The 18,356-nt window shown below is 33.8% G+C and carries 21 protein-coding genes and 1 pseudogene; 8 read left to right on the forward strand and 14 right to left on the reverse strand.

Going from position 1 to position 18,356, the window contains the following annotated elements:
* Positions 1 to 95: 95 nt before the first annotated feature.
* From fmt to pstS, 5 genes are read right to left on the reverse strand one after another with little or no spacing between them, the layout of a single operon-like run.
* A complete protein-coding gene (fmt, locus tag DZ64_RS0102705) occupies positions 96 to 983 on the reverse strand; it encodes a methionyl-tRNA formyltransferase (protein WP_024789339.1) in 888 nt (295 codons plus the stop codon).
* A gap of 51 nt (positions 984 to 1,034) precedes the next feature.
* Positions 1,035 to 1,814 (reverse strand): phosphate ABC transporter ATP-binding protein PstB, encoded by a 780-nt coding sequence (pstB, locus tag DZ64_RS0102710; RefSeq protein ID WP_024789340.1) that lies wholly within the window; start codon positions 1,812 to 1,814, stop codon positions 1,035 to 1,037.
* Positions 1,814 to 2,623, reverse strand: a complete 810-nt coding sequence (pstA, locus tag DZ64_RS0102715; RefSeq protein WP_024789341.1) for a phosphate ABC transporter permease PstA — start codon at positions 2,621 to 2,623, stop codon at positions 1,814 to 1,816. Before pstA ends, pstB begins: the two co-directional genes overlap by 1 nt.
* The gene (gene pstC, locus DZ64_RS0102720) at positions 2,620 to 3,654 is read right to left on the reverse strand and encodes a phosphate ABC transporter permease subunit PstC (RefSeq protein WP_024789342.1); all 1,035 of its coding nucleotides are present in this window, start codon (positions 3,652 to 3,654) and stop codon (positions 2,620 to 2,622) included. The genes pstA and pstC overlap by 4 nt, the downstream gene beginning before the upstream one ends.
* A 58-nt stretch (positions 3,655 to 3,712) precedes the next feature.
* The gene (pstS, locus tag DZ64_RS0102725) at positions 3,713 to 4,714 is read right to left on the reverse strand and encodes a phosphate ABC transporter substrate-binding protein PstS (RefSeq protein ID WP_024789343.1); all 1,002 of its coding nucleotides are present in this window, start codon (positions 4,712 to 4,714) and stop codon (positions 3,713 to 3,715) included.
* A 118-nt stretch (positions 4,715 to 4,832) separates the two neighbouring features.
* On the opposite strand from pstS, the gene DZ64_RS0102730 reads away from it, so the two are divergent.
* The 3 genes from DZ64_RS0102730 to DZ64_RS11745 all read left to right on the forward strand — a co-directional run bounded on the left by DZ64_RS0102730 (position 4,833) and on the right by DZ64_RS11745 (position 6,814).
* A complete protein-coding gene (locus DZ64_RS0102730) occupies positions 4,833 to 5,393 on the forward strand; it encodes a PhoU domain-containing protein (RefSeq protein WP_024789344.1) in 561 nt (186 codons plus the stop codon).
* Positions 5,390 to 6,022 carry a response regulator transcription factor gene (locus tag DZ64_RS0102735; RefSeq protein WP_024789345.1) on the forward strand — a complete coding sequence of 211 codons (633 nt, stop codon included), beginning with the start codon at positions 5,390 to 5,392 and terminating at the stop codon, positions 6,020 to 6,022. The genes DZ64_RS0102730 and DZ64_RS0102735 overlap by 4 nt, the downstream gene beginning before the upstream one ends.
* 162 nt (positions 6,023 to 6,184) lie before the next feature.
* Positions 6,185 to 6,814, forward strand: coding sequence for a sensor histidine kinase KdpD (locus DZ64_RS11745; protein WP_255327534.1), 630 nt, complete (start codon positions 6,185 to 6,187; stop codon positions 6,812 to 6,814).
* On the opposite strand, the gene DZ64_RS0102745 is transcribed toward DZ64_RS11745, so the two are convergent.
* Genes DZ64_RS0102745 through DZ64_RS0102770 form a run of 6 tightly spaced genes read right to left on the reverse strand, consistent with a single transcriptional unit; the run spans position 6,777 to position 10,468 of the window.
* A complete protein-coding gene (locus tag DZ64_RS0102745; protein WP_024787121.1) occupies positions 6,777 to 6,890 on the reverse strand; it encodes a hypothetical protein in 114 nt (37 codons plus the stop codon). The two genes, DZ64_RS11745 and DZ64_RS0102745, sit on opposite strands and share 38 nt — an antisense overlap.
* Entirely contained in the window at positions 6,883 to 7,167 is a 285-nt protein-coding gene (locus tag DZ64_RS0102750; RefSeq protein ID WP_024789347.1) for a hypothetical protein, read from the reverse strand. Before DZ64_RS0102750 ends, DZ64_RS0102745 begins: the two co-directional genes overlap by 8 nt.
* Positions 7,164 to 9,032 (reverse strand): tRNA uridine-5-carboxymethylaminomethyl(34) synthesis enzyme MnmG, encoded by a 1,869-nt coding sequence (gene mnmG / locus DZ64_RS0102755; RefSeq protein WP_024789348.1) that lies wholly within the window; start codon positions 9,030 to 9,032, stop codon positions 7,164 to 7,166. The genes DZ64_RS0102750 and mnmG overlap by 4 nt, the downstream gene beginning before the upstream one ends.
* Entirely contained in the window at positions 9,019 to 9,765 is a 747-nt protein-coding gene (locus DZ64_RS0102760) for a flagellar biosynthetic protein FliO (protein WP_024789349.1), read from the reverse strand. The genes mnmG and DZ64_RS0102760 overlap by 14 nt, the downstream gene beginning before the upstream one ends.
* The gene (gene fliN, locus DZ64_RS0102765) at positions 9,765 to 10,070 is read right to left on the reverse strand and encodes a flagellar motor switch protein FliN (protein ID WP_024787125.1); all 306 of its coding nucleotides are present in this window, start codon (positions 10,068 to 10,070) and stop codon (positions 9,765 to 9,767) included. Before fliN ends, DZ64_RS0102760 begins: the two co-directional genes overlap by 1 nt.
* Complete coding sequence (locus tag DZ64_RS0102770) at positions 10,070 to 10,468, reverse strand: hypothetical protein (RefSeq protein ID WP_024789350.1); 399 nt, start codon at positions 10,466 to 10,468, stop codon at positions 10,070 to 10,072. The genes fliN and DZ64_RS0102770 overlap by 1 nt, the downstream gene beginning before the upstream one ends.
* A gap of 43 nt (positions 10,469 to 10,511) precedes the next feature.
* Between DZ64_RS0102770 and DZ64_RS0102775 the strand changes: the two genes are divergently transcribed.
* The 5 genes and pseudogenes from DZ64_RS0102775 (at position 10,512) to DZ64_RS0102795 (ending at position 15,595) form a co-directional block, all read left to right on the forward strand.
* A complete protein-coding gene (locus DZ64_RS0102775; protein WP_024789351.1) occupies positions 10,512 to 11,243 on the forward strand; it encodes a sulfite exporter TauE/SafE family protein in 732 nt (243 codons plus the stop codon).
* An 8-nt stretch (positions 11,244 to 11,251) separates the two neighbouring features.
* Positions 11,252 to 11,707: a hypothetical protein gene (locus DZ64_RS0102780; RefSeq protein WP_024789352.1), complete on the forward strand. Its 456-nt coding sequence runs from the start codon at positions 11,252 to 11,254 to the stop codon at positions 11,705 to 11,707.
* A 162-nt stretch (positions 11,708 to 11,869) separates the two neighbouring features.
* Positions 11,870 to 14,646 (forward strand): annotated as a pseudogene (gene uvrA, locus DZ64_RS10515) (excinuclease ABC subunit UvrA).
* Positions 14,647 to 14,712: 66 nt separating this feature from the next.
* A complete protein-coding gene (locus DZ64_RS0102790) occupies positions 14,713 to 14,991 on the forward strand; it encodes a DUF134 domain-containing protein (protein WP_024789353.1) in 279 nt (92 codons plus the stop codon).
* Between the two features lie 10 nt (positions 14,992 to 15,001).
* Positions 15,002 to 15,595 carry a NifB/NifX family molybdenum-iron cluster-binding protein gene (locus DZ64_RS0102795; RefSeq protein WP_024789354.1) on the forward strand — a complete coding sequence of 198 codons (594 nt, stop codon included), beginning with the start codon at positions 15,002 to 15,004 and terminating at the stop codon, positions 15,593 to 15,595.
* Between the two features lie 10 nt (positions 15,596 to 15,605).
* Here DZ64_RS0102795 and DZ64_RS11360 read toward each other — a convergent pair whose 3' ends face one another.
* From DZ64_RS11360 to DZ64_RS0102810, 3 genes are all read right to left on the reverse strand, one after another.
* Positions 15,606 to 16,076: a hypothetical protein gene (locus tag DZ64_RS11360; RefSeq protein WP_156922599.1), complete on the reverse strand. Its 471-nt coding sequence runs from the start codon at positions 16,074 to 16,076 to the stop codon at positions 15,606 to 15,608.
* Positions 16,077 to 16,145: 69 nt separating this feature from the next.
* A complete protein-coding gene (accA, locus tag DZ64_RS0102805; protein ID WP_024789355.1) occupies positions 16,146 to 17,048 on the reverse strand; it encodes an acetyl-CoA carboxylase carboxyl transferase subunit alpha in 903 nt (300 codons plus the stop codon).
* Positions 17,049 to 17,065: 17 nt separating this feature from the next.
* Positions 17,066 to 18,283, reverse strand: a complete 1,218-nt coding sequence (locus DZ64_RS0102810; RefSeq protein WP_024789356.1) for a beta-ketoacyl-ACP synthase II — start codon at positions 18,281 to 18,283, stop codon at positions 17,066 to 17,068.
* Between the last annotated feature and the right edge of the window lie 73 nt (positions 18,284 to 18,356).

The following is an 18,356-nucleotide window of genomic DNA, read 5'->3' on the forward strand; positions in this document are numbered from 1 at the left end:
TTTTCACTTTCCACTTCTCTCTTGGTTTCTTGGCAACTTGTTTACTCACCACCCCGCCGCTTTACAAGCGGCCGGGCAAGCTCACAACTCACAACTCACCTTAATATATTATCTCCAACTTTAAGTCTTTTCCCATTGATATAATCAACCGCTTTTACTTCTTTTTTACCAGAAACCTGGATTTTAAAGAGTTTTATTTCCCCCCTTTCACAACCGACAACGATACCTTCATTATCAATCTTAATTATTTTACCTTTTTCATTTTCTGAATTAATATCAATAAGTTTCATTTCATTTATTTTAAACTTTTCACAAAATATTCCGGGCCAAGGCTGATAAGCTCTATATTTTCTGTCTATAATTAATGCAGATGAAAAATCCACAAACCCGTCCTCTTTTTTTATTTTAGGGGAATATGAGCTAAGCGCATCTATCTGAGGCAGTGGTTTTATATTATTAAAATTTTTAACAGTGTAAATAATTTGATTTGCTGCAATATCCGCCAGTTCATCAAACAAATCTATACTTGATTTATTTTTAACTTCTGTATAATCCCATGCCAGTATATTGCCGGTGTCAAGACCTTTATCCATAAGCATTGAAGTAACACCCGTATACTTGTCGCCGTTTAATACAGCACTTTGAATAGGACTCGCACCCCTGTATTTTGGTAAAAGTGAAGCATGAAGATTTATACAGGGGGCAATTTCCAAAACATCTTTTTTTAATATTATCCCATATGCTGCAACAACAATAAAATCAGGCTTAAAAATTTTTAAATCATGAGCATTAAGTTTTGTTGGTGTAAAAACCGGTATATTACGTTTTAGGGCATATTTTTTAACAGGCGTCGGAGTTAATATTTTTTTTCTGCCGACAGGTTTGTCAGGCTGGGTATAAACCGCCAAGACATCAAAATGTTTATTTAAATTATCAAGTATTTTTACCGCATAATCGGGACTTCCCATAAAAACAACATTCATTTAAAACCTTTTTTAACATTATACTAATTATTGCCGGTTAATCTATAAATCTTATCCGAATTTTCCTGCAATGTAATCTGCTGTATGTTTTTGTTTAGGGGAAAGGAATATCTGCTCGGTAGTTCCAAATTCAATAAGTTCGCCCAAATACATATAAGCGGTATAATCACTGACCCTGCTTGCCTGCTGCATATTATGAGTCACTATTACAATAGTTACAGTGTCTTTAAGTTTTGTTACAAGTTCTTCAATTGCTACAGTAGAAATCGGATCAAGCGCACTGGTAGGCTCATCCATTAAAAGCACTTCCGGTTCAACTGCAATTGCCCTTGCAATGCAGAGTCTTTGCTGCTGACCTCCGCTTAAGCCCCTTGCATCATCTTTTAGTCTGTCTTTTACCTCATCCCATAAGGCGGCACCTTTTAAGGCCTCTTCCACTTTTTCGTCAAGGTTTTGTTTTTTACCCATAAGTTTAAGACCGTAAGCAATATTATCATAAACACTCATCGGAAAAGGAGTGGGTTTTTGAAAAATCATACCGACTCTTTGACGAAGAGCTATAAGTTCATTTTCTTTTTTAAATTCTAAAATATTTTCCATTTTATCAGTTTCTTTATTTTTAAGTAAAATTTCACCTTCATATTTATTACCCGGATATAAATCGTGGATTCTGTTAAAACTTCTTAAAAGGGTGGATTTTCCGCATCCGCTAGGCCCAATCATAGCTGTTATTTTTTTTTCATAAATAGGCATATTTATATTTTTAAGAGTCGGTTTTTCCGCCCCGGCGTAAGTAAAATAAAAATTTTTGACATCCATTACTTTTATCATTATTTTTTCCTTTCTCTAATAACATATCTTCCAAGCAGATTTACAATTAATACAAAAATAGTAAGCAAAAAAGCGCCCGCCCAAGCAATATTCACCAAATGTTTATCCGGCATTGTTGCAAGATTGTAAATTGCAACAGTCAGACTTGGAAACTCCTCATTCAAATTAAGTGTAAAATAAGCGCTGTTTCCGCTTGTAAAAAGTAGCGGCGCCGTTTCCCCGGCAATCCTTGCAAAGGCAAGTAAAAGTCCTGTCATAATTCCAGTTTTAGCCGCTTTTATTACTATATCAAAAATTACCTTATATTTTGGTGCACCTATTGCCACTCCGGCTTCCCTTAGCTCTTTTGGAACAAGCCCCAGCATATCATCGGTTGTTCTTACAACAATAGGAAGCATCATAATAGCAAGGGCTATGCTACCTGCCCATCCATTCATATGACCCACGGGATTTACAACGATTGCATAAACAAATACGCCTATAACAATGGAAGGCGCACTCATCATAACATCACTTAAATTTCTTATAAACTGGGCATATTTATTCCCGAAAGAATACTCCTGCAGATAAATTCCAGCTAACATTCCGATAGGAACTCCGATTATTACAGCAATAAAAGCTAAAATAAACTGCCCGATAAAGAGATTTCTAAGACCGTTATCCACCAAATCGTGTGTAAAAATATATAAATCAAGGGATTTAAGACCCTTAATTGTTAACGTAATTAAAATCCAAAACAGAAAAAGAAGCCCTAAAATTGCAGCAAGTGTTGAAAGGAATAGAATAACTTTATTGATTATAAGTCTCATTTATTGTTCCTTAAAAAATAAAATTTTGCGGTTACTATCACTATAAAAGATACAACAAATAAAACAAGTGATAAATAAAAAAGAGCCGCCAGACTCATACCGCTGCTTTCAGCAAAAGAGTTTGCCAAAACCACAGGGATGGAAACCGTCGGGTCGGTAAGTTTTTTAGGATAATTAAATACTCCCCCTATTACAAACGCAACAGCCATTGTCTCACCAAGAGCCCTTCCGAGGGCTAAAATAATACTTCCTATTATTCCGCTTTTTGCATAAGGAAAAATCACATCTTTAATTACTTCAAATTTTGTAGCCCCAAGAGCATAAGCGGATTCTTTCAATACATCGGGAGTTGTATTCATACTGTCACGCGTTAAAGAAGCCATAAATGGAATTATCATAACGCCAAGCACCAGTCCGGCCACCAGTAAATTGACACTGGGCCCTCCGAAAATATGTGAAATAAAAGGACCAAAATAAAAAAGACCCCACATACCGTAAATAATACTCGGTATTGCAGCAAGAAGTTCTATTGCTATTCCAACCGGTTTGGCAAGCATCGGCATAGCAATCTCGCTTAAAAATATAGCAATACCCATTGCAATAGGAACCGCAAAAAGCATAGCTATAATGGTTGATAGAATAGTTCCTACAATAGGTATCAATCCGCCGTAAATTTCTTTTGTTTTATAATTTTGGCTATTTTCTCCTCCGCCTGATATTGCACTGTCAACATCATCCCCGCCAAGACCGAGTGCTGCGTCCACATTATCTGAATCGGACATATTATCTGAATCATCTTCATTATTTCCCACAGACGCAGAAGCATTGGAATTAGTATTGTTTTGAACAGTTGCGCTGTTTTTTACAGGTATTTGAATAGTTACCCCCCATCTCGGGTCAACCAGAAAATGCAATCCGTATTCTTTAATAGCAGGTTTTGCATAAAAAAACAAAACAATAAAAATAGCTGAAAGGATTAATAAAATAACAGTGGCGCTTATTGAAGTTAATTTTCTGAAAAGAAATTCCATATATGGCCTTTTTAACTAAAATTATAGAAAAAAATAAAAAGGATTTAAAGTCCTTTTTTTATTTTTCCGGAGAAATTCCTTTTTCAACCCAATATTTTTTAACCAATGCTTTTACATTGCTTGGAAGTGGAATATATCCAAGTTTAGAAGCAACTTCGTCATGATCGTATGCATAAGAGAAAAATGATGTAACCCTTTTAGCTGTTTTTGCATCATCATAATGAACTAAAACAAATGTAGGAGCTAATATTGGATAACCTTTTTTAGGATAAGCAATCAATTTAAAGAAATCATTTTTAAGTGAAAATCCTCCGTAAGCCGCACCTTTTGCAAAATTTGCCGGAGTTGCCGCATAAAATGCCCCATCTTTTCCCTGAACTTCTGCCAAATTTAACCCGTTTTTAACAGCATCTGCATAATCAACATAACCTACAGAATAAGGATTTGTTTTAATAGCAGTGCTTACACCGAAGTTTCCTTTTCCTGCGACACCTCTACCCTGTGCGTCTGTAGGCCAGTTAACTGCTTTGTGAACACCGAAATGATGAAACCAAGTTGTACTTAATTTACTTAAATAATATGTAAAGTTAAAAGTTGTTCCTGATTTGTCACTTCTGTGAACAAAAATGATTTTTTTATGAGGAAGTTTTTCATTCGGATTGTATTTTGCTATCCAAGGATTGTCCCAGTATTGAATGCTTCCAAGAGCTATACCCTCTATTGCAATTTCACTTAGTTTTAAACTGTGAACACCAGGAATATTGTACGCAAGTGTAATTCCCCCTATTACAGTAGGAAACTGTGCCAAATGATATTTTCTCAATGTCCTAGGAGTCAAAGGTTTGTCTGTTCCGCCAAAATCGACATGTCTTACCTCTATTTCTTTAATACCAGTCCCGCTTCCTGTTGCGGTATAGTTTACCCTGTTTGAAGTTTCAGAATAAAAACCTTTTATCCACGCTTTGTTTACCGGATATTGAAATGATGAACCTGTTCCGTTAATTGTCCATGCAAATGCGCTTGCACCAAGTACTACTCCAAAAGCCAATTTTTTTAACATTCTCTCTCCTTAATTTTTTTTGTCTTGAAATTATAAAAAAATAAAATAACATTTTGATAACAAAATTTTTTTTACATTATTATATAATTATACATAAATATACAACAAAGGATTTAAAATGCTTTCAAAATTTGAAAAAGAACTAAATAAAATAGAAAAATTATTTGAAAAAACAGTTGAAATTTTAAGCACCACACTTAAAGAAAAAGAGATAAAAGATGATTTTTTCCTTATTGACCTGAAAGACCTTGATGACGAAGTTATAAAATTCATTGCCCTTCTCCATCCGCAGGGTGAGTTTTTACGAGAAGCGATAGCAATACTTAAAATCACCCCTTTTTTAAATAAAATAAAACGCTCAATCAAATATTTTATTAAAAAATACGATTTTCAAAACAAAAAAATCGACGCACTTCACCAAAGTGCCATAACATCGCTTGAAATGCTTAAACTTGCCATAAAAGGGGATACAATTGAAGACGCATATTCAACAATTATTTCCCAGGAAAAAATTGCAGATGAAATATACAAAGAACTGTTTAAAGAGATAAAATCAAAAGAAAATATAGATGAAATTTTAAAAATTATGAATGTTGCAAAAAGACTTGAAAGAATTACAGACAGCGTAAAAACAATTACAAAATATCTGCTTTTTGCAAAAGAAGGAATGGATTTTTGATAAAAATTGCCTTAATCGAAGATGAAGAAGATTTACTGGATTTATTGGAATTTAATTTAATAAAAGCTGGATTTGACGCAGTCGGATTTTTAAATACAAAGAAAGTAAGAGATTTTATTATAGAGGAAAATCCTGACCTTTTAATAATGGACAGAAATTTGCCGGATATTGAAGGAAGCGAATTTGTTAAAAATTTAAAAGACGAGGGATTTAATATTCCCGTTATTTTTTTAACCGCAAAAACAGCTGAAGAAGATGTATTGGAGGGCTTTGAAAAGGGTGCGGATGACTATATTAAAAAACCGTTTTCCATAAAAGAGATGATTGCAAGAATTAAAGCCGTTTTAAAAAGATACAATAAAGAGAGCAATGTCTTATTATATAAAAATTACAAACTCGATTTAATAAATAAAAATTTACTGATAGATAATGAAACAGTCGATTTAACAAAATCAGAATTTAAACTGTTAAAAGTATTTTTTGAAAATCCAAAAAGAGTAATTTCCAAAGATGAAATAGCTGAACTTTTAGAAATAAATGAAAAAAGCGTAAATGTCTCCATTAACAGATTAAACCATAAAATCAATTTAATCGAATCTAAAAGAGGAATCGGATACATAATAAAATAATATAAAATGGATAATGTATAATGAAAAAATTAAAAGTAAAAATTAAAAAGTTTTTTTTGTAAAAGCGAAAAAAAAGAGATAGAAAATCTAAAAAGAAAATTAAAAAAATCAGAACTTGAAAATAAAAAACTGAAAAAAGCAAATGAATTTAAAGACGATATCATTTCAGCAATTTCACACGAATTTAAAAATCCCATATCAATAATCAACGGTTATATCGAAACTATCTTAAACAACAGACTTGATGAAAACACAAATCAAAAATTTCTCGAAAAAATACATAAAAACTCACTCAGACTTACAAATTTAATAGACAGGTTATATTTAGTTACAAAAATAGAAAATCAAAAATTAAAACCTAATTTTAAAGAAGTAAAATTAGACAATTTAATAAAAGAACTGATAAAATCATTTGATGAAGAAAGGCTGATTTTAAATTTAAAGCCTGTAATAATAAAAGCAGATAAAAATCTGATAGATATTGCCGTTTCAAACCTTATTTCAAACGCCCTGAAATATTCTAAAGAGAAAGTTATTATAGATTTAAATGAAAATTTTTTAGAAATAACAGACAAAGGAATAGGCATAGAAAAAAACAAAATAGATTTAATAACACAGAAATTTTACAGAATTGCAAAAAACGACTGGGATAATTCACTGGGGCTGGGGCTTTATATAACAAAAAAAATTCTTGATATGCATAATTTTAAATTAAAAATCCAAAGCGAAAAGAAAAAAGGAAGTAAATTTTCTATTATTTTGAAAGAAGATAAGGAACTCCGATTACAATAGATGTTAAAACCAAAAGCGCTATAAAAATACCTATCATAAAAAGCCAGAAATTAAACGGTTTTTCTTTATTATTCATTGCAAAACTCCTTAATATTTTTAAAATTTGCCTTAATTACAGTTTTATCCTCGGGCGTGCATAAATATATATTATCATCTACGCCGCAGACATTTAAAATATCAATAACAGCATCTACATTCATAGCTTTAAAATTATATTTTTCTTTTAAATATGCTATTGCTTCAATATCATTTACCCCAAATACAAATTCGTCCAAATTATTAGCTATTAAAGCGGCTTTATCAATTCTTTCAAATTTTTTTCCATCTGCCGTATAAACATAAATATAATTCATTTTCTTTTCCTCATATTAATATACATATGTATTATATCGATAGCGGCGGGAGTAACCCCGCTTATTTCACTTGCCTGAAAAAGAGTAACGGGTCTGTGTTTTTCAAGTTTTTCAACTATTTCGCGGCTGAGCCCCGGAATCCCCCTGTATTCAAAATCTTCCGGAATTTTAACTTTTAGCATTTCTTTCATTTTATCAATCTGTGCTTTTTGCCTTTGGATATAATGATGATATCTTGCCTGAATCAAAATTTGCCCGAGTGCGTCATCACTTAAAGATGAGAACTCAGGAAACATGTTAAGAAGTTTTTCTTTTGTAAACGTATGCCTTGCGACTATTTTTCTTATTTCCATTTTATTTTGTATTTTCTCTTCTCCAAGGCTTTCAAGTTTTGTATTTATTTCTTTGTTTGGAGTCACGAATGTTTCATTTAATATTTTTGGGCGTTTCTTTTTTTCTTCTCTGAGTTTTAATACCTTCTCATATGTTTTCTCATCAAGAAGGCCAAGCTCATATCCGTAATCTGCGAGTCTTAGCATTGCGTTATCTTCTCTTAAAAGCAGCCTGTATTCACTCCTGCTTGTAAACATTCTGTAAGGTTCATTTGTTCCTTTTGTAACCAAATCATCTATCAATACACCGATATATGCCTCATCTCTTCTAAAAATCACAGGCTCTTTATCTTCAACTTTAAGCGCAGCGTTAATTCCGGCCATTATTCCCTGCGCCGCCGCCTCTTCATAACCGGTAGTTCCGTTAATTTGCCCGGCAAAAAACAGTCCTTCAATCTCTTTTGTTTCCAAAGAATGCTTAAGATTTGTAGGCTGAATAAAGTCATACTCTATGGCATAGCCGTATCTTACTATTTTTGCATTTTCAAGTCCCAAAATTGAATGGATAAACGCATCCTGCACATCCATAGGAAGAGAAGTTGAAAGACCGTTTAAATAATATTCGGTTGCCTCTCTTGTCTGAGGCTCTATAAATACATGGTGTCGTTCTTTATCCGGAAATTTATTCAGTTTATCCTCAATACTGGGGCAATACCTTGGCCCTATTCCTTCAATCTGGCCGGTAAAAAGAGGGGCTCTATAGAAATTGCTTTTAATAATATCGTGTGTTGTTTCATTTGTATATGTTATGTAACATGGGAGCTGCTCGGGATGAAATGTTTTTTTGTCTGTTCTGAATGAAAACGGTTTTGGATTTTTATCGCCTTCTTGCAGTTCCATTTTAGAAAAATCGATACTTCTTGCATCAATTCTTGCAGTAGTCCCTGTTTTTAACCTTTCCAGTTTAAAACCCAGATTTTCAAGTGATTTTGATATTTTTTTTGCAGGAAGTTCATGAAATCGGCCCCCTTCGAGTTTTACAGGACCGAAATGCATTATCCCCCTCATAAACGTTCCGGTGGTTAGAATCAGCGTTTTTGTCTTATAAACATTTAATAAATTTGTTTTAACACCTGCGACTTTCCCGTCTTTTACTATTATTTCATCCACAATTTCCTGGGCTATTTCAAGATTGGGCGTATTAAGTAGGGCGATTCTCATCCATATTCTGTATCTGTCCATATCAATCTGGGCTCTGCTTCCCCTGACAGCGGGGCCTCTGTTTTCATTTAAAATTCTAAACTGAATTCCGGCATTGTCGGTGGCAAGAGGCATAAGCCCTCCAAGTGCGTCTATTTCTTTAACAAGATGCCCTTTTGCAAGTCCTCCTATTGCCGGATTACAGCTTGGAGCTCCAATCTGCTCTACAAGCATACTTAAAAGAAGGGTCCTTTTACCCATTTTTGCCGCAGCTGCGGCAGCTTCTATTCCCGCATGCCCTCCGCCGACAACTATACAATCAAATTGTTTCATCTAACTCCTTTATATTGTCTGCATTTCTTACATAATTTTCTATATCATTAATTTTATTATTTAGTTTTAACATTTCATCAAATTCAGCTTCATTTTTCGGGGCTTTGAAATTTTTCTCAAAAACATCCAAAAGTATATTGGTGTTCCCGATAAGCATCAAATATTTTTTATTTTGATATTCAAACAAAACAACTTTGTTTTTGGCATCAATAAATTTTTGTGAAAGAACTTTCATATCATTTTTTAAAGCCGGTAATTTCGACGAAAACCCTCTTTTTTTTAAATAAAGCAGGATTATAGCCAAAATTATTAAAATTGTAACTACAACAATATACCTCGTAAAAGAAAAATTTTCTTTTGGCATCGTGGGCAGATTTGTCTGGAGAGGTTTTAAAGACTGAATTCTAAACCTTATTCCGTAACCGTCCGGCGTAAGCGCCACATTTACATTATACTTATTTTTTGAAGCTATTTCCACTTCAACAGAATTTTTTACCGGAGTTATAATAACGGATTTTACAAAAAAATTATTAAAATTTTTTTCTACTGCATTATCGGTTTTTATATTTTTTATTAAAAATCTGTTTTGTGCAAGTTTTATAATTTTGCCGTCGAATTTGGAATCAAGGGAAAAAAGAATATCCAATTTATTTTTGTTTTCAAAAAAATTAACATCAATCAGGTTTGCACTATAAATTAAACACGCCAAAAATAAAATAATTATTTTCTTCACTATTTTTCCTTTGTCAGATAATATACCAAAGAATTCGCATCCAAAACCTCATTTATTCTTATGGCAAGATTTTTTTCATAAACCATCACTTCGCCTTTTCCTATTATCCTGCCGTTTATATAAACTTCGGCGCTTTCCCCTGCAGGTTTGTTTAAATCTATTACACTGCCTTTTTGAAGGTTTAATATTTCCCTTAAACTCATTTCCACTCTTCCCAAATCACTTTCAAACAAAACCTCGGTATCTAATAAATGGCCGTAATCCGGAATTAATTCATAAATTCTCTCTTCATTTGGATTTTGCATTATTTTTCCTTAAACAGAATATAAAAACATACCGTTTTGTATTTAAACGCCAACACATCGTCATATTTAATATTTTTATTAAATTTTCCTAAAAACTCAGGGGTGGATATATTAAAATTTATTTTTTTCTTTTGGGCAATAATTTTGGCATTTCCCACTATTAGATTTGCAATTTCATTAGTTAAATCTTTCGGGTCGTAGTTTTTATCTCCGAACCAATATAAAGAAACCATATCAAGCTTTTCGGCAGGAACAACTATATAAATATCCGCTTTTTTATACCCGTCAATTTCTATTTTACTGACAAATCCGTTTATTTTTTCTCCGCCACATTCATCAAATTCAGTGTTTAGCGAATTTAAATAGTTTTTTACGGCTTCTTTTATAATTTCAATCATATCTTTCCCTTTTGGATATAATTTTATCAAAAAAAGGATGATTTTGATAAGTGCTATCCTAATAGGAATATTTACAGGCTTTGCAAGCGGATTTTTTGGAATTGGCGGAGGGACTATTTTGGTACCCGCTCTTTTATTTTTGGGATTTGAATTAAAAGAAGCAATAGGAATCAGTGTTACCCAAATGATGATGAGCTCTATTTTTGGAAGTTATCTTAATTACAAAAAAGGCCTTCTTAAAATAAAAAACGGTATCTCCCTTGGATTAGGAGGTGCACTCGGGGCAATGCTCAGCGGTATTATAGTAAAATATACGCCCAAAGAAATTTTGGGTATAATTTTTTTGACGCTTGTTTTTATTGCGATAATCAGGTTTTTTATAACCGTCGAAGAGCCTCAGCACGAGCCTCCGATAGACAATAAAAAACTTTTTTTTATAGGAATATTAGTTGGAACGATAGCAATAAGCGTAGGGGTGGGAGGGGCTATTTTAATAACCCCGATACTTGTAGGTTTTTTAAAATACAAATTAAAAACAACAGTAAGTCTTAGTCTCTTTTTTGTGGTATTTTCTTCCGTTTCGGGATTTATTTCACAGTCCCTCGCCGGCCATATTGATTATAAAGTCGGATTTTCAATAGGTATTGCAAGCTTAATCGGTACTTTTTTTGGTATAAAAGCATATCATACGCTTCATCCCAAACATCATAAAAAATTACTCTTAATCTGGTATATAGGAGTATTTGTTTCTATGATATATAAACTTTATTTTTAAGGATTTTAATGGATATTAAATTAGTAGCGGAAATTATAGTTTTTTTACTTATTGTTTTTAGAATTTATATTTTGGAAAGCTTTAAAATAAAAAGTGCGTCCGATAAACTTTTTGCACTTTATTATTTAAAAAACCATAATCCTATTTTGGGATATATAATTATTTTTTATATATTTGAAATTATAATTATAGAAATGACATTGTTACACAAAATAGACATTGCGTTAATCATACTTGCAACATTAGAAACTTTTATGATATACAGACATATATTTATTTCGCTCAAAACAGACGATAAGGATGATTATCTCGATACGGTGATAAAAAGAATGTTTTCTACGCTTACATATTCTGAATATATTGAAATAAAAGACCAGCTTTATAAAACACAGCCGAAATGGAAACTGTATGCCACTGAAATGTTTGTATTTTTATTTGCCGTATGGAGCATAGAGCTTGGATAATTTTAAATTATGAGTTATGAATTATGAGTTATGAATTATGAGTTTTGAGATGAGTAATTTATAAATTTTAATAATTCATAATTCACTACTCACTACCCTGCCGCTTTGCAAGCGGCCGGGCGGGCTCACAATTCACTACTCACCATATTTAAAAGGAGATTAATGGATAAAATAAAAGTTATAGGTGCCAGGGAAAACAATTTAAAAAATATAAATTTAGAAATACCTAAAAACAAGCTCATAGTTTTTACAGGTCTCTCCGGAAGCGGAAAATCAACTCTTGCATTTGACACTCTCTATGCCGAGGGCCAAAGAAGATATATCGAGAGTTTAAGCTCTTATGCAAGACAGTTTTTGGAACAGGCGGGAAAACCGGATGTGGATAAAATAGAAGGGCTCACCCCGGCTATTGCAATAGACCAAAAGACAACTTCAAAAAATCCGCGCTCAACCGTGGGAACTGTTACGGAAATTTATGATTATCTGAGGCTTTTATATGCAAGAATAGGAATTCAGCACTGTCATATATGCGGTGAAAAAATAACCAAAATGACTCCCCAGGACATCATTAACGAAATTTTAAAATTACCAAAAGGGGCAAAACTTATAATTTACGCCCCAATAATTAATAGAAAAATTGAGGAAAGAAGGGATAATCAGGGCTTATATAGACGGAGTTCTCATCAGGCTTGATGAGGAAGTTGAACTTAAAACATACAATAAAAGCGGTAATAGACAGGGTTATCATAAAAGAAGAAAACAAAGCAAGAATAGCCGAAGCGGTGGAAAAAGCTTTGAATAAAAGTTTCGGGGAAGTCGAAATAGAAATACTTAACGCCAAAGAATTAGGGATGGAAAAAGATTTTATTCACTACAGCGAGCATAAGGCATGTTTTAAATGTAAAGTCAGTTTTGAAGAGCTTGAGCCTACTTCTTTTTCTTTCAACTCCCCCAAAGGTGCATGTCCAAAATGCGACGGACTGGGTGTTGTTTATTCACTCGATATTGAAAAAGTAATAAAAGACAGACCTTTAAACAAAGGTGCAATTCCACTGATATGGGGTTTTAACAAAAAATATTACCAGGAGTTTTTTAAAGCGTTTTGCAAAGAAGTGGGAATAGATATGAATAAAAGTTTTTACGAACTTGACGAGCTTCAAAAAAAATTAATTTTAAACGGCACCGCTTATGACATTACATTTATTTACGCAAAACACACCATTTCCAAACCATGGCCCGGACTCAGACAAATAGCGCTCGATACCTACAAAGACGATATAAGCGAAATAATGAGCGAAAGCACTTGTCCGGTATGCCTTGGATACAGATTAAAACCGGAAAGCATAGCGGTAAAAGTAGCCGGAAAAACAATTGCTGAGATTATTTCTATGCCGATAGAGGAAGCATATAAATTTTTCAGCAATAAAAAAAATTTTGAATATTTATCCAACAAAGATAAAAAAATATCCGAACCTATTTTAAAAGAGATAAAAGAAAGGTTATTTTTTTTAGTGGATGTTGGACTTGGATATTTAACACTGAGCAGGGACGCAAGAACAATAAGCGGTGGCGAAAGCCAGAGAATAAGAATAGCCAGCCAGATAGGAAGCGGGCTGACAGGGGTGCTGTATGTATTGGATGAGCCAAGCATCGGACTTCACGAAAGAGATACTTTAAAACTCATAAATACACTGAAAAACTTAAGAGACAGGGGTAATACCGTAATTGTGGTCGAGCATGACAGAGAAACAATTTTAAATGCGGATTTCATCGTAGATATAGGTCCAAATGCCGGAAAAAACGGAGGAGAAGTTATTTTTGCGGGAAATGCGGACAAACTTATAAAAAGCAATACATTAACAGCACAGTATTTAAGATATGAAAAAGATATAAATTATCAAAAAAACCGCCCCCAAAATGAATGGCTAAAAATTAAAAATGTCAATATACACAATATTAAAAATTTAAATACTAAAATTCCTTTAAGGAACCTTGTATGTGTTACAGGTGTAAGCGGCAGCGGGAAAAGTTCTCTTATACTTCAGACACTTCTTCCTGTGGCAAAAGAAATATTAAATCATGCAAAAAAGATACAAAAAGTAAAAGGAGTGGAAATAAAAGGCATCGAACAGCTTGATAAAGTCATATATCTTGACCAAAGCCCGATAGGCAGAACACCAAGAAGCAATCCCGCCACTTATACGGGTGTTTTTGATGATATAAGGGCACTTTTTTCCTCAACTCCCGAAGCCAAGCTACGCGGTTACACTCCGGGCAGATTCAGTTTCAATGTAAAAGGCGGAAGATGTGAAGTTTGTAAGGGTGAGGGACAGATAAAAATAGAAATGCATTTTTTACCCGATATAATGGTAACCTGTGAAGCATGCAAAGGCAAAAGATACAACGATCAGACACTTGAAATTAAATACAGGGGAAAATCCATTGCGGATATACTTGAAATGAGTGTGGATGAGGCTTATGAATTTTTTGAAAAAATTCCTAAAATCAAACAAAAACTAAAGACTCTCAAAGATGTAGGGCTTGGATATATAACCCTTGGACAAAACGCCACAACACTAAGCGGCGGAGAAGCACAGAGAATAAAATTGGCAAAAGAATTAAGCAGAAGAGATACCGGAAACACCCTTTATATTCTGGATGAACCCACAACCGGTTTACATTTTGCGGATATAGATAATTTAATGAAAGTTTTATCACACTTGGTAGATTTAGGAAACAGTGTCATTGTAATCGAGCATAATCTTGATTTTATAAAAAATGCAGATTATATAATAGATATGGGACCTGAGGGGGGAAGCAAAGGAGGAAAAGTAATAGCAGCCGGGACAATAAAAGAAATAATAGAAAAATATCAGGATATCAGTTATACGGCTAAATATTTAGCTAAAGAATTAAAAAGAATCAACAAATCTAAATAATTTTTCTTGACATATGTTCAAAAAAGTATTATAATTATATTGAACATATGTTCTAAAGGATTTAAATTGCCTAAAAAAATCAGAAGAAGAAGAATAAGAGGTAAATTTCATCATAACTGTTTTAAACCGTGCGGAATGCCGGGACATAATTTGGAATATATTAATTTATCCAGAGATGAAATTGAAGCCATCAGACTTGCCGATTATAATGAAATGTATCAGGAAGATGCGGCAAAAGAGATGGAAATTTCCAGACCGACATTCAGCAGAATTTTAAACAATGCAAGAAAAAAAATAGCTTCTGCATTACTTGAAGGCAAGGCGATAGAAATAGAAAACTTTTAAGGAGTGAAAAATGAAAATAGCATTTCCAACAAACAATAAAGAAACTATAGCAAGTCATATTGGACTTTGTAAAGGTTTCTTGATTGTAGATACAAATACAGGGGAAAGAACATATATTGAAAACCCTGTAATGAAAACAATTCAGGAAGAACATATTGATTTAAAAGGGACAAAAGAAGGCGAAAGAGGCCTTGGAACAGGCAGAATTATACCGCCTTTTTTAGCAGAAGCCGGAGTCAATGTCCTAGTATCACATGAATTTGGCGAAGGTATGGAATTAAATCTTGACAGAGTCGGGATTATACCTTATCAAACAGATGAAAAAAATATTGAAAACGCATTAAATCAAATTAAGGAGGAAGATATGAGAGAATTTGAAAGAGGATATGGAAGAGGTTTTGGATACGGCAGAGGTTTTGGATACGGCAGAGGATATGGTTACGGAAGAGGTTTTGGAAACAGAGTATTTGATGAAAGAGATGAACAAAGAGGATACGGATACGGAAGAGGAGCCGGATTTGGACGTGGTTACGGATGCAGAGGCAGAGGATTGGGCCGTGGCTACGGAAGGGGGTTCGGTTTTAGAAGAAGATGGGAGGATTAATTCCATCTTCTTAAAAATTGTAACCTATTCCTCCATAAATAGAGCTGTTATAATTTTGATTAAAACTTATATCTCTATAACCAAGAAAAATTTGGGCATTATCTATTGGAAAATATCCGATTTGCGCATCTATTCTGCTAAATCTGTCGGCTTCGTCAAAACTTAATATTTTTGGAGCGTATTCACCTTCTGCTTTTACATATATTGGCAAAGAAACATTGGGTAAATACGTAAAAATTCCTATCCCCACAGGTATTGCGGTATTATTTTTAGTATGGACTGCATCTATTATTACAGAAAATTTGATATTTTGATATTCCATACCTATTAAATTTCCTTCGGCTTTAACACCTGCCGAAAAAAAATTGTGTTTATTAGAATTATCGTTATATATAAACTGCGCCCTGGCTTTTATATTATTGTCTATTATTCCGCTTTCTGCGCCTATTGCAACAGTTGAATTACTTATCTGTAAATTAATATTATTGGCAACCGAAAGTTAAAACATTTAACATTAATTTTCTCATTTTTTAATCCTTGTTTTTTATTATTATTTGGCAGATATTTCAAAAGAACCGTAGTTTAAATATTTTTCAAATCTTTGTTGTAATAATTCGTCACTTGAAAGTTCTCTCAAATTTTTTATATTTTTGAGAAAATATTCCTTTATATTATCAGCGGCAGTTTTATAATCCCTATGAGCTCCCTCAATAGGTTCATCAATAATATCGTCTATAAGCCCTGATTTTTTAAGTTCTTCGGCAGAAATTTTAAGTGCTTTTGTAGCTGTTTCTGCTTTGCTTCCGTCACCCCACAAAATTGCTGCACATCCTTCCGGAGATATTACGCTAAAAACTGAATATTTAAGCATTGCAAATTTGTCCGCCACACCTATAGCGAGTGCACCTCCGCTTCCGCCTTCCCCTATAACAATAGAAACGGTAGGTGTTTTAATTCTGCTGAGTTCAAATAAATTTTTTGCAATTGCTTCGCTTTGTCCTCTCTCTTCTGCCCCGATACCAGGAAATGCCCCTGGAGTATCTATTAAAAAAAGTATAGGTAAATTAAATTTTTCAGCTAATTTTGCGACCCTGAGAGCCTTTCTGTATCCTTCTGGATGAGGCATACCAAAATTTCTTGTTATTTTTTCTTTTGTATTTCTACCTTTTTCTTCTCCTATTACCACACATTCAACATCATCGATTTTACCGATATAACATACAATTGCCGGGTCGTCTCTAAATTCCCTGTCTCCGTGAAGTTCGTATTTTTCATTCATAATAAGATTTATTATATCCTCAGCATGAGGTCTGTCAGGATGACGGGCAAGTTGAAGCTTTTGATATGGAGTTAGGTTTTCTATCTCTTTTTTTAAATCTTTTTCAAGTGTTTCGGCTGCATGTATATCGCCTTTTATTTTTGAAATATCTATTTGAGATTTAATCTCTTCCAAAATCCAAACTTGCCAAATTATACCTTTTTAAAAATTACAACGCCGTTTGTTCCGCCAAATCCAAAAGAATTGCTCATAGCTACATTAATTTCGCCTTCTCTTGCCACATTAGGTACGTAATCCAAATCACATTCCGGATCCGGTTCTTCATAATTAATAGTAGGAGGTAAAATGTTTTTTTCCATTGCCATAAGCGTAATAACAGCTTCTATTGTTCCCGCAGCTCCTAAACAATGGCCTGTGGCGCCTTTTGTTGAACTAACCGGAGGACATTTTTCTTTTCCTCCAAACAATGCTTTAATAGCCATTGTTTCATATAAATCATTATATTTAGTAGAAGTTCCGTGAGCATTGATATAATCTACTTTTGGCTCTCCCGCCATTTCATAAGCCATTTTCATGGCCCTGTATGCACCTTCCCCCCCGGGGGCGGGAGTGGTGATATGATTTGCATCTGCACTTTCCCCTATTCCCATAATTTCTGCATATATTTTAGCGCCTCTTTCAATTGCATCTTCATATTTTTCCAATATTAAACAAGCTCCGCCTTCACCCATTACAAAACCGTCTCTTTGTGCATCAAACGGACGTGATGATTTTTCCGGTTCATCATTTCTTGTTGAAAGCGCTTTCATTGCTGAAAATCCGCCTACCCCGACAGGACATATACAGGCTTCGCCTGCAACAACCATCATTTTATCTGCCATTCCGGCTTTCATTGTTTTAACAGCCTGAGTAATGGCATGGGTTCCCGCCGCACAAGCGGTTACATTTGCGAGATTTGGACCTTTTAATTTATATTCAATGGAAACAAATCCACCAAGCATATTAACAAGTGCACTTGGAATAAAAAACGGGGAAATCCTTCTTGGACCCCTCGTTTCTACAATAACACTCGCTTTTTCAATCACCGGAAGTCCACCTATTCCGCTTGCCGCACTCACACCGAATCTATTCTCATTATAACTTTCAAGCCCGCTGTCGGCCATGGCCTCTTTGGCAGCGGCAAGTCCAAAATGAATAAACCTGTCAGCTTTTTTTACATCTTTCGGATTCATTATGGTTTTAGGATCGAATCCTTTAACTTCCCCTGCAACCTGAGAAGCATAACCGTCAGGGTCAAAATGCGTAATTCTCCCAACACCTGTTTTTCCGGAAATTATATTATCAAAACTCTCATTTTTGTTTAAACCAACCGAATTTATCATTCCTATACCAGTTACAACTATTCTCATAGACATCCTTTTAAAGTAGTAGGTAATAAATAAAAAATTTATTTATTACTTACCACTCTCAAAAAGAGAGGGG

The organism is Lebetimonas sp. JH292 (assembly GCF_000523275.1).
Lineage (GTDB): Bacteria > Campylobacterota > Campylobacteria > Campylobacterales > Nautiliaceae > Lebetimonas.